The sequence below is a fragment of the Saccharothrix sp. genome, assembly GCF_031180885.1.
In the GTDB taxonomy this organism is placed as follows: domain Bacteria; phylum Actinomycetota; class Actinomycetes; order Mycobacteriales; family Pseudonocardiaceae; genus Actinosynnema.
This window is the reverse complement of record NZ_JAPSLK010000051.1, coordinates 40,318-60,028: the sequence shown is the minus strand read 5'-3', so window position 1 is coordinate 60,028 and position 19,711 is coordinate 40,318. Positions and strand designations below refer to the sequence as shown.

Here is a 19,711-nt window from a genome sequence, read left to right as displayed (position 1 = left end):
GCTCCACGACGTCCAGAACGACACCCCGTCCTCGCGCAGTCCGGCGTGGTCGAGTGCGTGCACGCTCTCGGCGGGCGAGGTCGCGTACATGTCGGCGAGGTGCTCGGCGATCAGGTCCCGGACCGGCTGGCGGGTGAGGTCGTCGGGTTCGATCGTGAGCGTGACCTGGTTTCCCATATTCGGGATAGTATCTCCGATATGGGACAAGTAGAAGGTGGCGCGGACAACCCGCTGGACTTGCGCCTGGCCGCCCGGCTGGCCGAGCTGCGCGCGGAACGGGCCTGGTCGCTGGAGGACCTCGCCCAACGCGCGGGGGTCAGCCGGTCGACGCTGTCCCGGCTGGAACGCGCGGAGATCAGCCCCACCACGGCGGTGCTGAGCAAGCTGTGCGCGACCTACCAGCTGACGATGTCCCGGCTGCTGGCCGAGGTGGAACCCGCGCCGTCGCCGCTGGTGCCCGCCGACCGGCAGGCCGTGTGGCGGGACGACGACGCCGGGATCACCCGCCGGTCCGTGTCGCCGCCGTCGGCCGGGCTGCGCGGCGAGGTCCTCGAGGTCACCCTGCGCCCCGGCGCGGACATCGCCTACGAGGGCTCGCCCATGCCGGGCCTGGAGCACCACGCCTGGGTCCTGGAAGGCGCGGTGGAGGTCACCGTCGACGGCGCGGTGCACCAAGCCCGGGTCGGCGACTGCCTGCGCTTCCGGCTCTGGGGCAGCTCGCGGTGGCGCAGCCTGGGCCCCGACCCGGCCCGCTACGTGCTCACGGTCGTCCTGCCCTGACCCTGGTGACCCGGCCGGATCAGGTCAGGGCTCGGGAGATGGTGATCAGGAGGTGGACCGACTCCACCAGGTGGGGCGGGGGCGGGTCGATCCGGTCCACCAGTTCTTCCAGCCAGGTCGTCTCGTCGTCCATGGTCAGACACCTCCCTCCCGGTCCAGCACGGTGCGCAGGGTCGCCAGGCAGCGGCCCCGGGTCGGGCCGATGCTGCCCCTGGGCATGGACAGCGCCTCCGCCACGGCCCGGTACTCGGCGCGGCCCGCCAGCACGGTGAGCCGCAGGATTTCCTGGCAGCGCCTGGGCAGGGTGGAGAAAGCACGCCACAGGCGGCGGTCGCGGTCGTCCCTCAGCGCCTCTGTCTCGGGGAGCCACCTGGTGTCGGCGACGTCCATCGCGGAGTCCGAGGACAGGGCCGGGCGGCCGTTGAGCTCGCGCCAGGCGCGTTGGGCTTCTCGCCTGGTGGTGACGATCAGCCAGCCCGCCAGCGCCCGGGGTTGGGCGATCCGGTCCAGGTGGCGGAGGAGGCTCAGCCAGACCGTTTGGACCACGTCCTCCGCCGTTGGCTGGTCGAGGCCGTTGCCGCGTGCCACGTGCCAGACCAGCGGGGTCAGTTCGGTGATCAGGGCGTCCAGGGCCGCCCGGTCGCCGTCCCGGGCCGCGGTGAGGAGGGCGGCGTGGCGTTCCGGGGCTGACCGGCTCGTGGTCGCCTGGGCCATGATCGCCGCCACGCCCAGGTCGTCCTCGGCGGGGTCGTCGGGGATGGCCTCGGACAGCTCCGCGCGCAGGTCGGACAGGTGGGGGTCCAGGTCGGGGTGGCGGTCGGGGGTGTCCTGGGTCATTCGGTTCCCTTTCCGCGTCTCGGGGCTCGCGCCCGGCGTTCGACGTTGCCGACCTCGGCGCTGACCCGGGCGCGCGCTTCCGACACGTACCGGCGCACCGAGTCCCGCCGGCATCCCAGCACGTCGGCGATCTCGTCGTCGGAGAAGTCCCAGAAGCGCAGGACCAGCGCGGTGCGGAGCTGGTCGGGGAGGCGGGCGATGGCGGCGAGGGTGGAGTTGAGTTCGTGCCACGTCTCGGCTTCCCGGTGCCGTTGGACCAGCAGGTGCGACCGCGCGATCACCTCGTCGGTCACCTCGCCGGGTCTCTCCAGCCGTCGCGACTGGTCGACCAGCAGGTTGCGGGTGGTCTTGGCCAGCCACGCCCGCCGCGCGCGCGGGTTGATGGCGGGCCAGTTGCGCCAGGCGCTGACGAACGCCTCCTGCACCGCGGACTCGTGGTCCAGGTGCGGGGACATGACCGCGGCGAACCGGAACAACCTGGTGCGCTCGCGGTGGTAGAAGTCGCTGAAGGAAGCGGCGTGGTCATCGGAGTCCCCCGGTGTCACGAACCCTCCCTCTGGTCAGCGCCCGGTAACCACATGACGGACGCCGGGGCGGGTTGTGGATGCCCCGGGTTCAGCCGAACCGGCGCGCCACCGCCCGCAGCACCCGGACCCACCACGACCAGCGCGACCGGTGGAACGCGACGCCGGCTGTGTTGAATTGCCCCGACGCGGCCTCGCGGGGTTGGGTTGAGCCGCCTTCGGCCTCGGCGCTGAGGTTGTCCAGCAGGTCTTCGATGAGAGCGTCGTGCAGCCAGCGGACGGCGAGGGGCCAACCCAGTCGCATCCACCCGGTCGGGTGACCGGTGATCACGTGCCGCACCCCGCCCGGGACGACCTCGAAGGCGTGGGTGCCGGTGATGAACCGGGTGAAGGTGAACTCGACCCGCTGTCCCGGCTCGTAGGCGGTGCACCGGTAGCGGACGAAGCCGTGGCCGCCGTCCGCGCCGACGCCCAGCGGGCGGTCCAGCACCAGCGGTGGCCAGTGCTTCGACGGCCACGCCGCCACCGCCCGCTCCACCCAGTCCCCGCGCGGCGGGAGCATCCGAACGTGCACGTTCTCGATCATCACGACCTCCGTACGGTCCCGTATGGAACAGGACCGTACGGTAGCGTATGGCGGTGTGAAGAAGCGCCGGACCAAGGACGACTGGACCGAGGTGGCCCTCAAAGCGCTGGCGGAGGGCGGCGTGTCGGCGGTGGCCGTGGAACCGCTGGCGGCGCGGATCGGGGCTACGAAGGGCAGCGCGTACTGGCACTTCCCGAACCGGGAGGCGCTGCTCAAGGCCACCCTGGAGCGGTGGGAGCGCGAGCACACCGAGGCCGTGATCGACCTGGTCGAGGCCCGGGAGACCCCGCTGGACAAGCTGCGGACCCTGTTCCGGTACGTGCTGGAGGACCCGGAGTCCAGCGCGATCGAACTGGCCATGCTCGCCGCCAAGGACGACCCGGCGGTGGCGCCGGTGCTGGCCCGGGTCACCGAGCGCCGGATCGCCTACCTGGAAGAACTCTTCGCCGCCTTGGGCTTTGCCGCCGACACCGCGCACCACCGGGCCGTCCTCGCGTACTCGGTCTACCTGGGCCAGGCCCAGCTGCTGATCGCCACGCCGCAGGTGGTCACCGGCGGTCGGGCCCTGCTGGAGGACACCATCGCGGTGGTGGTCGGGCGTGGCTGAGGCGTTTCGGTTCGGGATCCGGGTCAAGCCGGGCGCGAAGCGCGACGCCGTGGGTGGTCGGTGGGGCGAGCGGGCACTGGTGGTCGCCGTCGCCGCGCCGGCCGTCGAGGGCAAGGCGAACGAGGCGGTCCGGCGCGCCGTGGCCGCCGCGTTCGGGGTGCGCCGCCAGGACGTCCGGCTCGTGCAGGGTGAGCGTGGCCGGGACAAGGTCGTCGAACTCGACCCCGCCCCGGCCGACGCCCGGGATGTCCTCGAACGCCTCCTCGACCTCTGACGCCTGGCCCTGTCGGTCCCCCGTGCGACGATGGAACCGGGGGCCGGAGGCCGCGGCCGTGCCGAAAACGCCGAAAGCAACGCAGGGTCAGGTGGCTAGGGTCCAGAGCGCCGAGGCGATCGCGTCGGCGTTGCGGTCCAGCGCGGTGGCGTTGACGTTGGACGTCGTGTCGCACGACCGGTGGTAGCAGCGGTCGTACGCGACGCCTGCCTGGCCGCCCCACTTCTGCGCCTGCGCCGACGTCTTGATCCCCTCGGCGCCGGTGAACGTGCCGCCCACCGGGATGCCCGCCCGCGCGAACGCCGCGTGGTCGGACCGGCCGCCCACCGACGTCAGCTCCGACTGCACCCCGATCGAGCTGAAGTACTGCTGCAACACCTGCTGCACCCGCAGCGACCCGGACGGCTGCCCGGACGCGCTGTAGACGAAGTACCCCGGGTTCGGCGACCCCGTCATGTCGAAGTTCAGGTACGTCTTGATCCGCGCACGGTCCGTTGTGGACAGTGAGTTCACGTAGTGCGTCGACCCGACCAGGCCCAGCTCCTCGGCGCCCCACCAGGCGAACCGCAGGTGCCGGCGCGGCTGGAACCCGCTGCTGCGCACCGCCAGCGCGACCTCCAGGATCGACGCCGAGCCGGTGCCGTTGTCGTTGATCCCCGGACCGGCCGACACGCTGTCGAGGTGCCCGCCGACCATGAGCACGTCGTTGGGGTCGCCGCCGGGCCAGTCGGCGATCAGGTTGTAGCCGGTCGCGCCGTTGCGGCTGAACGACTGGACCCGGGTGGTGAAGCCGGCCGCGTCCAACTTGGACTTCACCCAGTTGACGGACGCCAGGTAGCCGGGACGGCCGTGCGCCCGGTTGCCGCCGTTGGCCGAGGCGATGGACTGCAGTTGGTCGAGGTCGGCCCGCACGGCGGACACCGGGATGTCCGGGGCCGCGGCGAGGCGGACGGGCTGGGCGTCCGCGACACCGGATCCGACCAGCGCGCCGGCGGTGACCAGCGCGGTGAGGAGTGCTTTCACGGTTTCTCCCGCAGGGATGGGGGTGTGCACCGGGGCGGCGGACCCGCTCATCAACATGCACGCACCCGCATGCGTCGCGATACCTGCGTTCGGCTGGTGACGCTGTGCGCCCGCCCGATTAGTCCAGATCGGTGTCGCCGGGGGAGAATGCCCCCACCGGGTGAACAACATGGAGGTCGAGTGGGTGGTGTGACGGCCTTCCTCGGCATCGGCGCCGCGGTCCTGCTGCTCTCCGTCATCGCGGTGCGGGTGTCGATCCGGCTCGGTCTGCCCTCGCTCCTGCTCTACCTCGGCATCGGCGTGCTGCTGGGCGAGGCGGTGCTCGGCATCCAGTTCGAGGACGCCGACCTCACCCGTTCGCTGGGCACGGCCGCGCTCGTGCTGATCCTCACCGAAGGCGGCCTGACCACCCGGTGGACCGCGGTGAAACCCGCGCTGGGCCTGGGGATCGCACTGTCCACAGTGTCCGTCGGGGTCAGCATCGGGATCACCGGCCTGGCGCTGCACGAACTGCTCGGCCTGGACTGGCGCACCGCCCTGCTGTGGGGCGCGGTGCTGTCGTCGACCGACGCGGCGGCGGTGTTCAGCGTGCTGCGCGGGGTCGGCGTGGGCAAGCGGCTGACCGGCGCGTTGGAGCTGGAGTCGGGCATCAACGACGCCCCCGTCTACATCGCGGTCGTCCTGCTCGCCTCACCGGACCCGATCACGTGGACCGCCCCGCTGCTCATGCTCTACGAGCTGGCGGCGGGTGCGGCGATCGGCGTCGTGCTGGGCGGGCTGGGCGCGGAGGGCCTGCGTCGCGCGGCGCTGCCCGCGACCGGCCTGTACCCGCTGGCCACGGTCGCGGTGTGCCTGCTCGCCTACACGGCGGGCGACCTCGCGCACGCGTCCGGGTTCCTCGCCGTGTACACCGCCGCGCTGGTGCTGGGCAACGCCCGCCTGCCGCACCGCGCGGACACCCTGTCGTTCGCCGAGGGCCTGGGCTGGGTCGCCCAGATCGGGCTGTTCGTCCTGCTCGGCCTGTACGCCTCGCCCGGCCGGCTGCTGGAGGCGCTGGTCCCCGCGCTGGTGGCGGGCGGGGTGGTGGTGCTGCTGGCCCGGCCGCTGTCGGTGCTGTGCGCGGCCCTGCCGTTCCGGGTGCCGTGGCGCGAGCAGGTGTTCATCTCGTGGTCGGGGCTGCGCGGCGCGGTGCCGATCGTGTTCGCGCTGATCCCGTTGATCCAGAACGTGCCCGGCGCGCAGGACCTGGTGGACGCGGTGTTCGTGCTGGTCGTGGTGCTGACCGTGGTGCAGGGCAGCACCCTGCCGTGGCTCGCCCGCTGGCTGAAGCTGGAGAAGTCCGGGGAGGCCCGGGAGGTCCAGGTCGACTCGTCCGCGCTGGACGAGCTGGGCGCGGAGCTGCTCCAGGTGCGCATCCAGCGCGGCTCCAAGCTGCACGGCGTCTACCTGAGCGAGCTGCGGCTGCCGCCGGGCGCGGCGGTGAGCCTGGTGGTGCGCGGTGACGAAGGGTTCACGCCGCAGCCCACGACCCGGCTCCAGGAGTACGACCAGCTCCTCGTGGTCTGCACCGAGAGCGCCCGCACCGCCACTGAGCAGCGCATCCGCGCTGTCGACCGGGCGGGCCGGTACGCGCGGTGGAAGGGCGACACCGGTCTCCCATGATGTGAACGCCTCTCGACTCGTGGTCGGCGGTGGGTTAACGTCGGGCCCAAGGTCATGAGTGCCAGCGCGAAGCTCGGGCTAGCTGGCCGGCAACCCTCCTACCGCGGTGGGGTGCCCCCGATGAGGACCTGGCCTGGCGCGGAGGGCGTCGGGCAAGCGCGGGCCTCCACTCTCGTCAGCGGAGTCCGCCTGGACCCCGCCGGAGGGTGTCGTGACTGTCGCAGTCCCCGGATCCATCGCCGCTCTGCCCCGCGTCGTCGGCGCTTCCCTGCGCGTGCCGCTGGTGACCGGTGAGCGCGTCGAGTACGCCAACCTCGACCACGCGGCCAGCGCGCCCTGTCTGGAGCAGGTCCGCGACGCGGTGGACGAGCTGCTGCCCTGGTACGCGAGCGTGCACCGGGGCGCGGGCTTCGCCTCCCAGGTGTCCACGCGGGTCTACGAGCAGGCCCGGGACTCGGTGCGCCGGTTCCTCGGGGCCCGCACCGGCGACACCGTCGTGTTCACCCGCAACACCACCGACGCGCTGAACCTGCTGGCCCGCAGCCTGCCGCGGAAGACCGCCGTGGTCCTGTTCGACACCGAGCACCACGCGGCCCTGCTGCCGTGGCGCGGCCCGCACGTGCGGCGGCTGCGGACGCCTTCGAGCGCGGGTGAGGCGGTGCTGGAGCTGGACCGGGCGTTGCGGGCGGCCCCGGTCGGGCCGCGGCTGGTCGTGGTGACCGGCGCGTCCAACGTGACCGGCGAGGTCTGGCCGGTGGCCGAGCTGGCGGCGGTCGCCCGGCGGCACGGCGCCCGCATCGCCCTGGACGCCGCCCAGCTCGCCCCGCACCGGCCGGTGGACCTCAAGGCGCTCGACGTGGACTACGCCGTGCTGTCCGGGCACAAGATCTACGCGCCCTTCGGCGCGGGCGTGCTGGTCGGGCGCGCGGACTGGTTGCAGGCGGCCGAGCCGTACCTGGTCGGCGGCGGTGCGACGGCCCGGGTCAGCGACCACGGCGACCGGCTGGGCGTGGCCTGGTCGGCGGTGCCCGAGCGGCACGAGGCCGGGTCGCCCAACGTGGTCGGCGTGCACGCCCTCGCGGTGGCCTGCGACGTGCTGGGCCGGCACTGGGAGCAGACCGTGGCGCACGAGCGGGAGCTGCTGGGCCGGCTGCGGGCGGGCCTCAAGACCGTGCCCGGGGCGTGCGAGCTGGCGCTGTTCGGGGCCGGGCACGACCGGGTCGACGTGGTGAGCTTCGTGGTGCGCGGGCAGGACGCCGGTTTCCTGGCCGCCGCGCTGTCCGCCGAGCACGGGATCGGCGTGCGGGACGGGGCGTTCTGCGCACACGTCGCCGTGCACCGGTTGACCGACGGGCAGCGGGCGCTGCGGGCCTCGCTGGGCCTGGGCACCACGGTCGAGCACGTGGACCGGCTGGTGGCGGCGCTGCGGTCGCTGGTGACCGAGGGGCCGCGCTGGGAGTACGAGGTCGTGGACGGCCGCTGGACCCCGGTGGACGACCAGCGCCCGCTCCCGCCGTTCCTGCGCTGAGGCCATGCTGGACAATGGCCCGGTGAGCACCGAGTCCAACGCCGAGCCCGCCGAGCCTTCGGAGGTGGCTGAGGCAGACAAGCCGCTGCCCAAGAAGCGGGTGTGGCTGCTGGCCGCCATCGCCCCGGTCGTCTTCGCGCTGGACCTGGTGACGAAGGTCATCGCCGTGCGGCAGCTCGAAGGGCAGGCCCCGGTCGAGCTGCTCGGCGGCCTGGTCTACCTGTCGTTCCTGCGCAACTCCGGCGCCGCGTTCGGCATGGCCGAGGGCTACACCGTGATCCTCGCGCTGATCGCGTGCGGCGTGGTCGGGTTCATCCTGTGGATCGCGCGCAAGCTGCGGTCCGTCGGCTGGGCCATCGGCCTGGGCCTGGTGCTGGGCGGCGCGGTGGGCAACCTCGCCGACCGGATCTTCCGGGGGCCGGGGCCGCTGCGCGGGCACGTCGTGGACTTCATCTCCGTGGTCGAGCCCTACGGGGCGTTCTTCCCGGTGTTCAACGTCGCCGACTCCGCCATCTGCGCGGGTGGCGCCGTGATCGTGCTGATGGCGATCCTTCAGCGCGACTACGACGGGACCCGCGTGGAGAAGAAGGCATGAGCGGCTACCGCACGCTGCCGGTGCCCGACGGCCTGGACGGGATGCGCGTCGACGCGGGCCTGGCCAAGCTGCTGGGCCTGTCCCGGACCGCCGTCGCGGCGCTCACCGAGTCCGGGGACGTCGTGCTGGACGGGCGTCCGGCGGGCAAGTCCGACCGGCTGGTCGCGGGCGCGTGGCTGGAGGTCACCCTGCCCGAGCCGGAGCGGCCGGTGCAGGTGCAGGCCGTGCCGGTGGAGGGCCTGATCGTCCTGCACGAGGACGACGACGTGATCGTGGTCGACAAGCCGGTCGGCGTGGCCGTGCACCCCAGCCCCGGCTGGACCGGGCCCACCGTGGTCGGCGGGTTGGCGGCGGCGGGTGTGCGCATCGCCACGTCCGGCGCGGCCGAGCGGCAGGGCGTGGTGCACCGGCTCGACGTCGGCACCACCGGCGTGATGGTCGTCGCCAAGAGCGAGCACGCGTACTCGGTGCTCAAGCAGGCGTTCAAGGAGCGGACCGTCGAGAAGCTGTACCACGCGCTGGTGCAGGGCCACCCGGACCCGATCCGGGGCACCATCGACGCGCCGATCGACCGGCACCCCAAGCACGACTACAAGTTCGCCGTGATGGCCAACGGCAAGCCCAGCATCACCCACTACGAGGTGGCCGAGGCGTTCCGGGCGGCGTCGCTGCTGGACGTGCACCTGGAGACCGGGCGCACCCACCAGATCCGCGTGCACTTCTCGGCGCTGCGCCACCCGTGCGTCGGCGACCTGACCTACGGCGCGGACCCGGTGCTGGCCAAGCGGCTGGGCGTGACCCGGCAGTGGCTGCACGCCCGGACGCTTGGGTTCCACCACCCGGCGGACGGCCAGTGGGTCGAGTTCACCAGCGAGTACCCGGCGGACCTGGCCGGGGCGCTGGACTTGCTGCGCGCGGAGGGCTGACCTCCCCCGATCACCGCCTCCCCCCGAAGGTCGCGTTCGCGTAACGTTCGGATCAACGGCACGGTGATCAGGGGGAGGTACGTGTGGTGTCCACGCAGTACGGCGATGCGGATCTCACACCGCCGCAGGGGTTCGCGCGCCCGGAGGACCCGGACGGGTTCACGGTCGCGCCGGCGGTGATCGGCGGCGACCTGCCCCCGGCGGGGTTCGGCGCCGAACCGGCGCCGGTCGATCCTGTTCGGGAGTCGGGGCAGGGGGGTTTCCGGCAGGCGGGCGAGCAGCCGGAGGAACCCCCGAAACGGTCGTTCTTCGGCAGGTTGCTTCGCCGGAACGGGTGACCCACCGGATCTCGGCGCCGCGGGGACCCTCCACTTCCGCGTAGCTCCGACTGGAACCGGGGGGATCCATGAGGACGAGACTGCTCGTGCTGCTGGGCGCGTTGTGCCTGCTGGGCCCGTTGTCCATCGACACCTACCTGCCCGCGTTCCCGGCGGTGGCCGAGGAGTTCGGGGCGGGGCCGTCGCAGGTCCAGTTGTCGCTGACCACGTTCATCGTGGGGATGTCGATCGGCCAGTTGGTGATCGGCACGCTGTCCGACTCGTTGGGCCGCCGCCGGCCGCTGCTGTTCGGCGTCGCCCTGTACGCGGTGGTGTCGCTGGTGTGCGCGGTCGCGCCGTCGGCGGGTGCGCTGGCGGCGTTGCGGCTGGTGCAGGGGTTCAGCGTGGCGTCGGGTTTCGTGGTGGCGCTGGCGATCGCGCGGGACCGGTTCGAGGGCTTGGCGATGGCCCGGTTCATGTCGCTGCTGCTGCTGACCAACGGCCTGGGGCCGGTGCTCGCCCCGGTGCTGGGCGGGCAGTTGCTGCGGTTCACGACGTGGCGCGGGACGTTCGTGGCGCTGGCGCTGATCGCGGTGGTGCTGTTCGCGGTGCTGGCGATCGCGCTGCCGGAGACCCTGCCGCCGGACCGGCGTCGACCGACCGCCTGGTGGGCGACGGCCCGGGTCTTCGGCGCCCTGCTGACCGACCGGGCGTTCCTGGGGTACGCGTTGTCGTCGGCGCTGTCCTTGGGGGCGCTGTTCGGGTACGTGGCGGGGGCGTCGTTCGCGCTCCAGGGCGTGTTCGGGCTGTCGCCGCAGCAGTTCAGCGTGGTGTTCGGGGCGAACAGCGTGGCGATCTTCATCGCCGGGCTGCTGAACACGGCGCTCACCGGTCGGGTCGTGCCCAAGGCGCTGCTGTGGCTGGGGCTGGGCATGGGTGCGGTCGGCGGCTTGGGGCTGGTGGCGACCGGGGTGTTCGGCGGTGGGCTGGTGGCGTTCCTGGTGCCGATGTTCCTGGTGACGACCAGCGTGGGCGTGCTGACGCCGAACGCGGCGACGCTGGCGATGGCGCGGTACGCGGAGTCGGCGGGGAGCGCGTCGGCGGTGCTGGGGGTGACGCGGTTCGTGGTGGCCGGGTCGATGGCGCCGCTGGTGGGGGCGGGTGGGTCGGCGAGCGTGGTGCCGATGATCGTGGTGATCGCGGGGGCCAGCGTGTCGGCGCTGGTGGTGGGGCTGGTGTTGACCAGGGGGGACGCCGGCGTGCCTCGGGAGCCTGTTGTGTCCGTTTAGGCCCGCGCTTCGCTTCGGGGGGCTGACGCGACGCGCTTCGCGCTGCTTGGGAGGAACGCGCTTCGCTCTCTTGAACGCGCTCCGCGCTTGTAAGAAGGACGCGCTGGCGCGCTCTCAAGATCAAAAGCTACAAGCGGCGCTCGCCGCGCGGCAGGCCCCCGAGGCCCTTCCTGTGGCTGATAGCCCGCCGAAAAAGCAGCCGCTGCGCGGCGCGAGTGACCTTTGGAACGCGAGCTAGTCCTCGACGACCCACACGAGTGTGTTGAGGTCGGTTTCGGGGCGTGCGCTCCAGCGGATGGAGGTCACCCGGGTGTTCTCCGGGAGGATGTACACCGTGTGGCCGCCGGCGGTTTCGCCTGGTTGGACGCCGATCTTGTGCGGTGGCCTCGACGACAGGGAGACGGGCGCCTTGGTGACCGTTTCGCCCGTGTTGGTCATGAGGACCAGGTACATGTCCGGCAGCGCGTTGAAGGGCACGGTGCCGATGTTGTTCAGCTCGGTGTGCACCACGACCGAGCGTTCGCCGTCGGCCAGCTTGTAGCCGGCGGCGGTGAACAGGAAGTCGGCCGGGTCGACGACCTCGACCAGTTGGATGGTGAACCGGGCGCCCTCCAGGCCCTCGGTCTCCAGGGTGCTGCCGATCTTGCCGGTGCGGGACCTGGGGGCGGGGGCCTGTTCGCCGCGGGCCCAGTTCGACGTGCCGGGGACGCCCCACGTGCTCTGGGGCTCCTGGACGGGCAGAGGACCCGACTGCACGGGTGTCGGTCCCGAGTGCACGGGCGTCGGGCCGGACTGGGCCGGGAACGGGCCGCTCGGCGGGCCCTGGCGGTAGGGGCCCGAGACGGTGCCGGGCTGGGGCGGGGGCGGGTACGGGCCGCTGGGGGTGCCGCGGGCGGCGCCGGCGGGGCCGTTGTAGTTGCCCCAGGCCACGCTGTTGGCGAGGGCCTTGCGGATGCCGTTGGGGTCGCACTCGACGCCCACCAGCAGCGGCAGGCCGCTGCCGGAGAGCGTGATCAGGCGGGTCGCGGCTTCCCGGGGGTCCATCCCCAGCCGGGCCGCGATCTCGTGCACGGCGGCGCGCCCCATCTCGGCGAGCATGGCCAGGAGACGGGCGTCGACGGGATCCGGCGCTACCACACGGGGAACGCTACCCGGCCGGCAAGATCTCCGCGCCATCGCCCCGCCGCCGGTCACCGGATCGACCCATCGGGACCGGTTCGCGACTCGCGCGGCGGGGGTGCGGGCGGTCGTCGGTCCGGTGCGCGAAAATCGGGGCCGGCGGAGGGGCTCGGGCAGGCGTCGGGATGTAGGGTCGAGGCAGTCTTGCCCGTGCCTTCCCACCGGGCAGTCCCGATCTTCGAGGAGGCATGGTGGCGGACTCGTTTGTGCACCTCCACGTGCACACCGAGTACTCGATGCTCGACGGCGCGGCGAAGCTGAAGGACATGTTCGCCGAGTGCGAGCGCCTCGGCATGACCGCCGCCGCCATCACCGACCACGGCAACATGTACGGCGCCTACGACTTCTACAAGCAGGCGACGGCGGCCGGCATCAAGCCCGTGGTCGGGATCGAGGCCTACATGGCGCCCGACTCCCGGTTCAACAAGAAGCGCGTGCTGTGGGGCGACCCCGGCCAGAAGGCCGACGACGTCTCCGCCAGCGGCGCGTACACGCACCAGACGATCTGGGCCCGGAACAACGAGGGCCTGCACAACCTGATGAAGCTGTCCAGCCGCGCCTCCACCGAGGGCCAGCTGGGCAAGTGGCCGCGCATGGACGCCGAGCTGGTCGCCGAGCACTCCGCGGGCCTGATGGCCACCACCGGCTGCCCGTCCGGCGAGGTGCAGACCCGGCTGCGGCTCGGCCACGAGAAGGAGGCGCTGGAGGCCGCCGCCAAGTGGCGCGACATCTACGGCGCGGACAACTTCTTCGTCGAACTCATGGACCACGGCATCGAGATCGAGAGCCGGGTCCGCGGCGGCCTGCTGGAGATCGCCAAGAAGCTTTCCATCCCGTTCGTGGTGACCAACGACAGCCACTACACCTTCGCCGAGGACCGCGAGGCGCACGACGCGCTGCTGTGCGTGCAGACCGGCAAGACCCTCCAGGACCCGACCCGGTTCAAGTTCGACGGCTCGGGCTACTACCTGAAGTCGCCCGCGGAGATGCGCGCGATCGACTCCTCCGACGCCTGGCAGGAGGGGTGCCGCAACACCCTGCTGGTGGCCGAGAAGGTCGACACCACCGGCATGTTCGCGTTCCAGAACCTCATGCCGCGCTACCCGGTCCCCGAGGGCATGACGGAGGCCGACTACTTCCGCGAGCAGGTCTGGGAGGGGATGCGCCGCCGGTTCCCGGACGGCGTGGACGAGGTCCACCGCAAGCAGGTGGAGTTCGAGATCGGCGTCATCCTGCAGATGGGGTTCCCCTCGTACTTCCTGGTCGTGGCGGACTTCATCAACTGGGCCAAGGAGAACGGCATCCGGGTCGGCCCGGGTCGTGGTTCCGCCGCGGGCGCGCTGATCGCGTACGCGATGGGCATCACCGACCTGGACCCGCTGGCGCACGGCCTGATCTTCGAGCGGTTCCTCAACCCCGACCGCGTGTCGCCGCCCGACATCGACATCGACTTCGACGAGCGCCGGCGCGGTGACGTGATCCGGTACGTCACCGAGAAGTGGGGCCAGGACAAGGTCGCCCAGGTGATCACGTTCGGCACCATCAAGGCGAAGGCGGCCATCAAGGACTCCGCCCGCGTCCTGTACGGCCAGCCCGGCTACGCGGTGGCCGACCGCATCTCCAAGGCCATGCCGCCCGCGGTGATGGGCAAGGACATCCCGCTGTCCGGCGTGTTCGACCCGTCGCACAAGCGGTACTCCGAGGCCGCCGAGGTCCGCGCGCTGTACGAGACCGACCCGCAGGTCAAGGAGATCATCGACACCGGCCGCGGCCTGGAGGGTCTGATCCGCAACGCCGGCGTGCACGCCTGCGCCGTGATCATGTCCGCGGAACCGCTGATGGACCACATCCCGGTGTGGATGCGCCCGCAGGACGGGTCGATCATCACCCAGTTCGACTACCCGACGTGCGAGACGCTCGGCCTGCTCAAGATGGACTTCCTGGGCCTGAGCAACCTCACCACCATCGACGACGCCCTGAAGAACATCAAGCTCAACGGCAAGGGCGACGTCGACATCACCAAGGTCCCGCTGGACGACAAGAGGACCTACGAGCTGCTGGGCCGCGGCGACACCCTGGGCGTGTTCCAGCTCGACGGTGGCGCCCTGCGCGACCTGCTGCGCTTGATGCGGCCGGACAACTTCGAGGACGTCTCCGCCGTCATCGCCCTGTACCGGCCGGGTCCGATGGGCGCGAACTCGCACACGAACTACGCGCTGCGCAAGAACAAGCAGCAGGAGATCGTGCCCATCCACAAGGAACTCGAAGAGCCGCTGGCCGAGATCCTGGACACGACCTACGGCCTGATCGTCTACCAGGAGCAGGTCATGGCGATCGCGCGGAAGGTCGCGGGCTACTCGCTGGCCCAAGCGGACCTGCTCCGCCGCGCGATGGGCAAGAAGAAGAAGGAGATCCTCGACAAGGAGTTCGAGGGCTTCGAGAAGGGCATGCTGGACAACGGCTACACGCCCGAGGCCATCAAGACGCTGTGGGACATCCTGGTCCCGTTCGCCGACTACGCGTTCAACAAGGCGCACTCCGCCGCCTACGGCCTGATCGCGTACTGGACCGCCTACCTGAAGGCGAACTTCCCCGGCGAGTACATGGCCGCCCTGCTCACTACGAACTCGGACAACAAGGACAAGTCGGCGATCTACCTCGCCGAGTGCCGGCGCATGGGCATCACCGTGCTGCCGCCGGACGTCAACGAGTCGGAGCGCGAGTTCGTCGCGGTCGGCGACGACATCCGCTTCGGCCTGGGCGCGATCCGCAACGTCGGCGCGAACGTCGTCGAGGCGATCATCAAGGCGCGCAAGGAGAAGGGGAAGTTCGCCGACTTCTCCGACTTCCTGCGCAAGGTCGACGCCACGGTCTGCAACAAGAAGGTCGTGGAATCCCTGATCAAGGCCGGCGCGTTCGACTCGCTGGGCCACCCGCGCAAGGGCCTGCACATGATCCACGTCGAAGCGGTCGACGCGATCATGGTCACCAAGAAGGAAGAGGCCCGGGGCCAGTTCGACCTGTTCGGCGACGGCGGCGGCGACGACGGCGTGGGCAGCGCCTTCGACGTGAAGATCCCCGACGAGCAGTGGGAGCCCAAGCACCAGCTCACGCTGGAGCGCGAGATGCTGGGCCTGTACGTGTCCGGCCACCCGCTCAACGGGGTCGAGCAGGTGCTGGAGTCCTATTCGGACGCTTCGATCGCCCGGATCCTGGAAGGCGACGTGCCGGACGGCACCCAGGTCACGCTGGGCGGCATCCTGGCGTCGGTGACGCGGCGGGTGAACAAGAACGGCGAGCCGTGGGCGTCGGCGCAGTTGGAGGACCTCGCCGGTGGCATCGAGGTGCTGTTCTTCCCGAAGAGCTACATGGTGCACGGCATGTCGGTCGCGGAGGACGCGATCGTGCTGGTCAAGGCCCGGGTGGCGAAGCGGGAGGACCGGATCTCGCTGATCGCCAACGACCTGGTGGTGCCGGACCTGTCCGAGCTGGGCGCGCAGGCGTTGCGGCTGAAGGTCCAGGCGTCGCGGTGCGATCCGAAGCTGGTGACGTCGTTGAAGGAAGTGTTGAGGGCGCATCCGGGGACGACGGAGGTGCACTTGAACCTGATCATCAACGCGAGCCGGAACACGGTGCTGAAGCTGGACGACGCGCTGCGGGTCAGCCCGACGCCGTCGTTGATGGGCGACTTGAAGGCGCTGCTGGGACCCGGCTGCCTGGGCTGACGCCCGCGCTCATGAGCTTTGCGCGGGCGGGCGGCGCTCCACCGGGTGCTGGACTTCCACCTGCGCACCGGGACGCACGAGACTGCCCTGGCTGTCGCCGAGCGGCTCGGTGACGGCGACGCCCGGGCGTGCACGCACCGCCTCATCAGCACCGCCTGCTTCCGGCCGGCGCGCCGCACCGAGGCCATCGCGCACCTCCAACACGCACTCACACTGGGCCAGGAACTCGGCGACCCGGCGTGCCCGGCACGAGCCTCGCCGAACTTGATCAGCCGAGCCGCTAGGCCGTTCGAGTGACATTGCGACGAAGTGGGCACTCCCCGAACTCCACGCGCGTTGAGTAAACAGAGTTAACTCAACGGAAGGGTTGCACCATGGGGGAGACTGCGACGGGTCCGCTGATCATCGGCGAGGAGTACTTCGAGGACCCGCACAGCGTGCACGCGCGCCTTCGCGAGGAGTCCGCCGCGACGCGGATCGTGTTGCCGCGCGGCCTCCGGGTCTGGCTGGTCACCCGTTACGAGGAGGCCCGCTTCGTGCTGGCCGACCCGCGCTTCGCCAAGGACCACGCCCGGACCAACGAGCTGGCCGCGCGGCACTGGACGGGCGAGGGCGACCCGGTGATGTTCGACCAGTCCCTGGTCCGGCACATGCTCAACACCGACCCGCCCAACCACACCCGGCTGCGCAAGCTGGTCACCAAGGCGTTCACGCCCAAGCGGGTCGAGGCGCTGCGCCCGCGCATCCAGGAGATCACCGACGAACTCCTCGACGCCGCCGGCCAGGGCGAGGTGGACCTGGTCGAGGCGCTCGCGTTCCCGTTGCCCATCACGGTGATCTGCGAGCTGCTCAACGTCCCGATGGACCAGCGGGACGACTTCCGCCGCTGGTCGAACATCCTCGTCGCGGGCAACCAGCCGGAACTGATGCACGAGGCCGGCGCCGCGATGGCGGGCTTCCTCGCGGGCCTGGTCGCCGACAAGCGGGCCGACCCGGGCGACGACTTCTTCTCCGCCCTGGTGCACGCCACCGAGGACGACGACCGGCTGGACGAGGTCGAGCTGATCTCCATGGCGTTCCTGCTGCTGGTCGCGGGCCACGAGACGACCGTCAACCTGATCGCCAACGGCGTGTTCAACCTGCTGCGCCACCCCGACCAGCTGGAGAAGCTGCGGGCCGACCGGTCCCTGCTGCCCGGCGCGATCGAGGAGTTCCTGCGCTACGAGGGGCCGGTCAACCAGGCGACCTTCCGCTTCACCACGGAGGACGTGCAGGTCGGCGACGTGCTCATCCCGGAGGGCCACTTCGTGCTGGTGTCGCTGGTCGCGGCCAACCGGGACGGGTCGCGGTTCCCCGACGCGGACACCTTCGACATCACCCGGCCGGCGGGCGGGCACCTCGCGTTCGGGCACGGCGTGCACTACTGCCTGGGCGCGCCGCTGGCCCGGCTGGAGGGCGAGATCGCCGTGGGCTCGCTGCTGGACCGGTTCGACATCGGCCTGGCCGCCGAGCCGGACACCCTGCGGTGGCGCGAGAGCACGCTGATGCGGGGCCTGTACTCGCTGCCGGTTAGCCTCTCGGACCGTGGAGCGCACTGAGCTGCTGAAGTTGGACCAGGCGCACGTCTGGCACCCGTACGCCCCGATGCCGGGCACCCACCAGCCGCTGGTCGTCGACTCGGCGGAGGGTGTCCGGCTCCGGCTGGACGACGGCCGCGAGCTGGTCGACGGCATGTCGTCGTGGTGGGCGGCGATCCACGGCTACCGGCACCCGGTGCTCGACGCCGCCGTCCGCGACCAGCTCGGCCGGATGAGCCACGTGATGTTCGGCGGGCTGACCCACGAACCCGCCGTCGCGCTGGTGAAGAAGCTGGTCGACATCACGCCCGAGCCGCTGGAGCACGTGTTCCTGTGCGACTCGGGCTCGGTGTCGGTCGAGGTCGCGGTCAAGATGTGCCTGCAGTACTGGCGGTCGCGGGGGCGTCCGGAGAAGCGGCGGCTGCTGACCTGGCGCGGCGGCTACCACGGGGACACGTTCCAGCCGATGTCCGTGTGCGACCCCGAGGGCGGTATGCACGCGCTGTGGCGGGGCGTGCTGCCCGACCAGGTCTTCGCCGGCCCGCCGCCGCGCGACCTGGAGACCGCGTACGTCGAGGAGTTGGCGCGGCTGATCGAGGAGCACGCCGGCGAACTGGCCGCCGTGATCGTCGAACCGGTGGTGCAGGGCGCGGGCGGCATGCGCTTCCACGACCCGCGCTACCTGCACGTGCTGCGCGAGCTGACCCTGGCGCACGACGTGCTGCTGGTCTTCGACGAGATCGCCACCGGGTTCGGCCGGACCGGCGAGCTGTTCGCCGCCGACCACGCGGGGATCAGCCCGGACGTGATGTGCGTCGGCAAGGCCCTGACCGGTGGTTACCTGTCCATGGCGGCCACTTTGTGCACGGCTCGGGTGGCGGACGGGATCTCGCGCGGCGAGGTGCCGGTGCTGGCCCACGGGCCGACGTTCATGGGCAACCCACTGGCGTCGGCGGTCGCTTCGGCGTCGATCGACTTGCTGCTGTCCCGTGACTGGCGGGCCGAGGTGGCGAGTATCGAGGCGGGTCTGAAGACCGGACTGGCGAATGCGCCCGGTGAGGTGCGGGTGCTGGGCGCGATCGGCGTTGTGCAGCTTGATCACCCGGTGGACATGGCGGCGGCAACGGCGGCGGCAGTTGATCACGGTGTCTGGCTGCGGCCGTTCCGGGACTTGATCTACACCATGCCGCCGTTCATCAGCACTCCCGATGACGTGGCGACGATCTCGGCGGCCGTGGTGGCAGCCGCCGAGGCTGCGTCGAATTGACCTGCCTCCGGCAGGTCGGCTCGGCCGCCTGGAGGTCGGCCCATCGTGCCGCCTTTTCGGCCGTTCGCGCTTTTCGACCGACCGAAAAGGCGGCGCGACAGGCCGACGCGGCCGAGCGTCACATGCGCAGCAGGGTTGAGCCCCACACGAGGAGCAGGAAGCTGTAGCCGACCAGGACCCACCCGAAACCGGTCTCGGTCGGCCCCTTCTCGCGCTTGAACAGCTTCGCGCCCAGCGCCAGCAGCAGGACCCCGACGACGAACACCGCCGGGATCACCACCACGCCGTACGCGCCCGCGTAGACACCGGCCCAGTAGTCGGTGGGCAGCACGACGTCGTTGGCGAACCCGCTGGGGATGCACAGCAACGCCACCGCGCCCCACACCCCGGCGACCCGCTTCAGGCGCTTCTGGGTGGCGGGCCGCGCGTTGTCGTGGTTGATCAGCAGCACGCCGATCGCCGCGAACGCCCCGCCCGCGAACAGCCAGCCCGCCACCGTGGACACGACGGGGACCCGGCCGACGACCCTGCCCACGGCCGGGATCACCGCGCCCCACATCAGGAAGTGACCGCCGACGGCCGCGAACGTGCCGCCGACGATCACCCCGGTCTGCTGCGCCTTGCTCAAGCGCTGGAACCAGTTCTTGGGCTTGGGCGTCGCGTCGGCGGTCTTCGAGTCGGTGGACTTCGCGTCGGGCTTGGCGGTGGCCTTGCGGCTCCGGTTGGACCTGTTCTTCGCCATCAGACCCGGATGGCTTCGGCCAACTGGGTGTTCGTGGGCTCGACCAGGACCGTGCCGTCGGGCAGCACGACCACCGGGATGTTCTTGCGCCCGCCCGCGATCTCGATCGCCTTGTCCCGGGCGGCGTCGTCGTGCTCGACGTCGACGTCGGTGAAGGGCACTTCGTGCTCCCGCAGCCACGCCTTCGCCCGGCGGCAGTCGCCGCACCAGTCCGCACCATAGAGAACGATCTCAGCCATGAGGGTGAGCGTAGAACGCTGCCGGTCGTCACGG

At 71.3% G+C, this 19,711-nt stretch carries 20 protein-coding genes and 1 riboswitch; of the genes, 13 read left to right on the top strand and 7 right to left on the bottom strand.

The window, feature by feature from the left end; translation table 11 throughout:
• Window positions 1-198 precede the first annotated feature (198 nt).
• Complete coding sequence (locus tag RIN75_RS35130; protein WP_309116398.1) at window positions 199-780, top strand: XRE family transcriptional regulator; 582 nt, start codon at window positions 199-201, stop codon at window positions 778-780.
• Window positions 781-915: 135 nt separating this feature from the next.
• Here RIN75_RS35130 and RIN75_RS35125 read toward each other — a convergent pair whose 3' ends face one another.
• From RIN75_RS35125 to RIN75_RS35115, 3 genes are all read right to left on the bottom strand, one after another.
• Entirely contained in the window at window positions 916-1,494 is a 579-nt protein-coding gene (locus tag RIN75_RS35125) for a sigma-70 family RNA polymerase sigma factor (RefSeq protein ID WP_309116400.1), read from the bottom strand.
• A gap of 119 nt (window positions 1,495-1,613) precedes the next feature.
• Window positions 1,614-2,162 carry a sigma-70 family RNA polymerase sigma factor gene (locus RIN75_RS35120; protein ID WP_309116397.1) on the bottom strand — a complete coding sequence of 183 codons (549 nt, stop codon included), beginning with the start codon at window positions 2,160-2,162 and terminating at the stop codon, window positions 1,614-1,616.
• 70 nt (window positions 2,163-2,232) lie between these two features.
• Window positions 2,233-2,727, bottom strand: coding sequence for an SRPBCC family protein (locus RIN75_RS35115; RefSeq protein WP_309116396.1), 495 nt, complete (start codon window positions 2,725-2,727; stop codon window positions 2,233-2,235).
• A gap of 55 nt (window positions 2,728-2,782) precedes the next feature.
• Between RIN75_RS35115 and RIN75_RS35110 the strand changes: the two genes are divergently transcribed.
• A complete protein-coding gene (locus RIN75_RS35110; RefSeq protein WP_309116395.1) occupies window positions 2,783-3,334 on the top strand; it encodes a TetR/AcrR family transcriptional regulator in 552 nt (183 codons plus the stop codon).
• On the top strand, window positions 3,327-3,608 hold the full coding sequence (locus RIN75_RS35105) for a DUF167 domain-containing protein (RefSeq protein ID WP_309116394.1): 282 nt from the start codon (window positions 3,327-3,329) through the stop codon (window positions 3,606-3,608). The genes RIN75_RS35110 and RIN75_RS35105 overlap by 8 nt, the downstream gene beginning before the upstream one ends.
• Window positions 3,609-3,695: 87 nt before the next feature.
• On the opposite strand, the gene RIN75_RS35100 is transcribed toward RIN75_RS35105, so the two are convergent.
• The gene (locus RIN75_RS35100) at window positions 3,696-4,631 is read right to left on the bottom strand and encodes a M28 family metallopeptidase (RefSeq protein WP_309116393.1); all 936 of its coding nucleotides are present in this window, start codon (window positions 4,629-4,631) and stop codon (window positions 3,696-3,698) included.
• Between the two features lie 189 nt (window positions 4,632-4,820).
• On the opposite strand from RIN75_RS35100, the gene RIN75_RS35095 reads away from it, so the two are divergent.
• From RIN75_RS35095 to RIN75_RS35070, 6 genes are all read left to right on the top strand, one after another.
• On the top strand, window positions 4,821-6,293 hold the full coding sequence (locus RIN75_RS35095; RefSeq protein ID WP_375296062.1) for a potassium/proton antiporter: 1,473 nt from the start codon (window positions 4,821-4,823) through the stop codon (window positions 6,291-6,293).
• Between the two features lie 50 nt (window positions 6,294-6,343).
• A riboswitch (SAM riboswitch) is annotated at window positions 6,344-6,458 on the top strand.
• 46 nt (window positions 6,459-6,504) lie between these two features.
• The gene (locus tag RIN75_RS35090) at window positions 6,505-7,821 is read left to right on the top strand and encodes an aminotransferase class V-fold PLP-dependent enzyme (RefSeq protein WP_309116391.1); all 1,317 of its coding nucleotides are present in this window, start codon (window positions 6,505-6,507) and stop codon (window positions 7,819-7,821) included.
• A gap of 22 nt (window positions 7,822-7,843) precedes the next feature.
• Window positions 7,844-8,416 carry a signal peptidase II gene (gene lspA, locus RIN75_RS35085; protein ID WP_375296059.1) on the top strand — a complete coding sequence of 191 codons (573 nt, stop codon included), beginning with the start codon at window positions 7,844-7,846 and terminating at the stop codon, window positions 8,414-8,416.
• Entirely contained in the window at window positions 8,413-9,342 is a 930-nt protein-coding gene (locus tag RIN75_RS35080; RefSeq protein WP_309116389.1) for an RluA family pseudouridine synthase, read from the top strand. Before lspA ends, RIN75_RS35080 begins: the two co-directional genes overlap by 4 nt.
• 86 nt (window positions 9,343-9,428) lie before the next feature.
• Window positions 9,429-9,680 carry a hypothetical protein gene (locus tag RIN75_RS35075; RefSeq protein WP_309116388.1) on the top strand — a complete coding sequence of 84 codons (252 nt, stop codon included), beginning with the start codon at window positions 9,429-9,431 and terminating at the stop codon, window positions 9,678-9,680.
• A 68-nt stretch (window positions 9,681-9,748) separates the two neighbouring features.
• Entirely contained in the window at window positions 9,749-10,948 is a 1,200-nt protein-coding gene (locus RIN75_RS35070; protein WP_309116387.1) for a multidrug effflux MFS transporter, read from the top strand.
• Window positions 10,949-11,182: 234 nt separating this feature from the next.
• Here the strand turns inward: RIN75_RS35070 and RIN75_RS35065 are convergent, their stop codons facing one another.
• The gene (locus RIN75_RS35065; protein WP_309116386.1) at window positions 11,183-12,085 is read right to left on the bottom strand and encodes an AsnC family protein; all 903 of its coding nucleotides are present in this window, start codon (window positions 12,083-12,085) and stop codon (window positions 11,183-11,185) included.
• Window positions 12,086-12,315: 230 nt separating this feature from the next.
• On the opposite strand from RIN75_RS35065, the gene dnaE reads away from it, so the two are divergent.
• From dnaE to RIN75_RS35045, 4 genes are all read left to right on the top strand, one after another.
• Window positions 12,316-15,852: a DNA polymerase III subunit alpha gene (gene dnaE / locus RIN75_RS35060; RefSeq protein ID WP_309116385.1), complete on the top strand. Its 3,537-nt coding sequence runs from the start codon at window positions 12,316-12,318 to the stop codon at window positions 15,850-15,852.
• A 45-nt stretch (window positions 15,853-15,897) separates the two neighbouring features.
• A complete protein-coding gene (locus tag RIN75_RS35055; protein ID WP_309116384.1) occupies window positions 15,898-16,149 on the top strand; it encodes a hypothetical protein in 252 nt (83 codons plus the stop codon).
• Window positions 16,150-16,226: 77 nt separating this feature from the next.
• Entirely contained in the window at window positions 16,227-17,450 is a 1,224-nt protein-coding gene (locus tag RIN75_RS35050; RefSeq protein ID WP_309116383.1) for a cytochrome P450, read from the top strand.
• A complete protein-coding gene (locus tag RIN75_RS35045) occupies window positions 17,437-18,696 on the top strand; it encodes an adenosylmethionine--8-amino-7-oxononanoate transaminase (protein ID WP_309116382.1) in 1,260 nt (419 codons plus the stop codon). The genes RIN75_RS35050 and RIN75_RS35045 overlap by 14 nt, the downstream gene beginning before the upstream one ends.
• A 118-nt stretch (window positions 18,697-18,814) precedes the next feature.
• Here RIN75_RS35045 and RIN75_RS35040 read toward each other — a convergent pair whose 3' ends face one another.
• Window positions 18,815-19,438: a hypothetical protein gene (locus RIN75_RS35040; RefSeq protein ID WP_309116381.1), complete on the bottom strand. Its 624-nt coding sequence runs from the start codon at window positions 19,436-19,438 to the stop codon at window positions 18,815-18,817.
• The gene (locus tag RIN75_RS35035) at window positions 19,438-19,677 is read right to left on the bottom strand and encodes a glutaredoxin family protein (protein WP_309116380.1); all 240 of its coding nucleotides are present in this window, start codon (window positions 19,675-19,677) and stop codon (window positions 19,438-19,440) included. The genes RIN75_RS35040 and RIN75_RS35035 overlap by 1 nt, the downstream gene beginning before the upstream one ends.
• Between the last annotated feature and the right edge of the window lie 34 nt (window positions 19,678-19,711).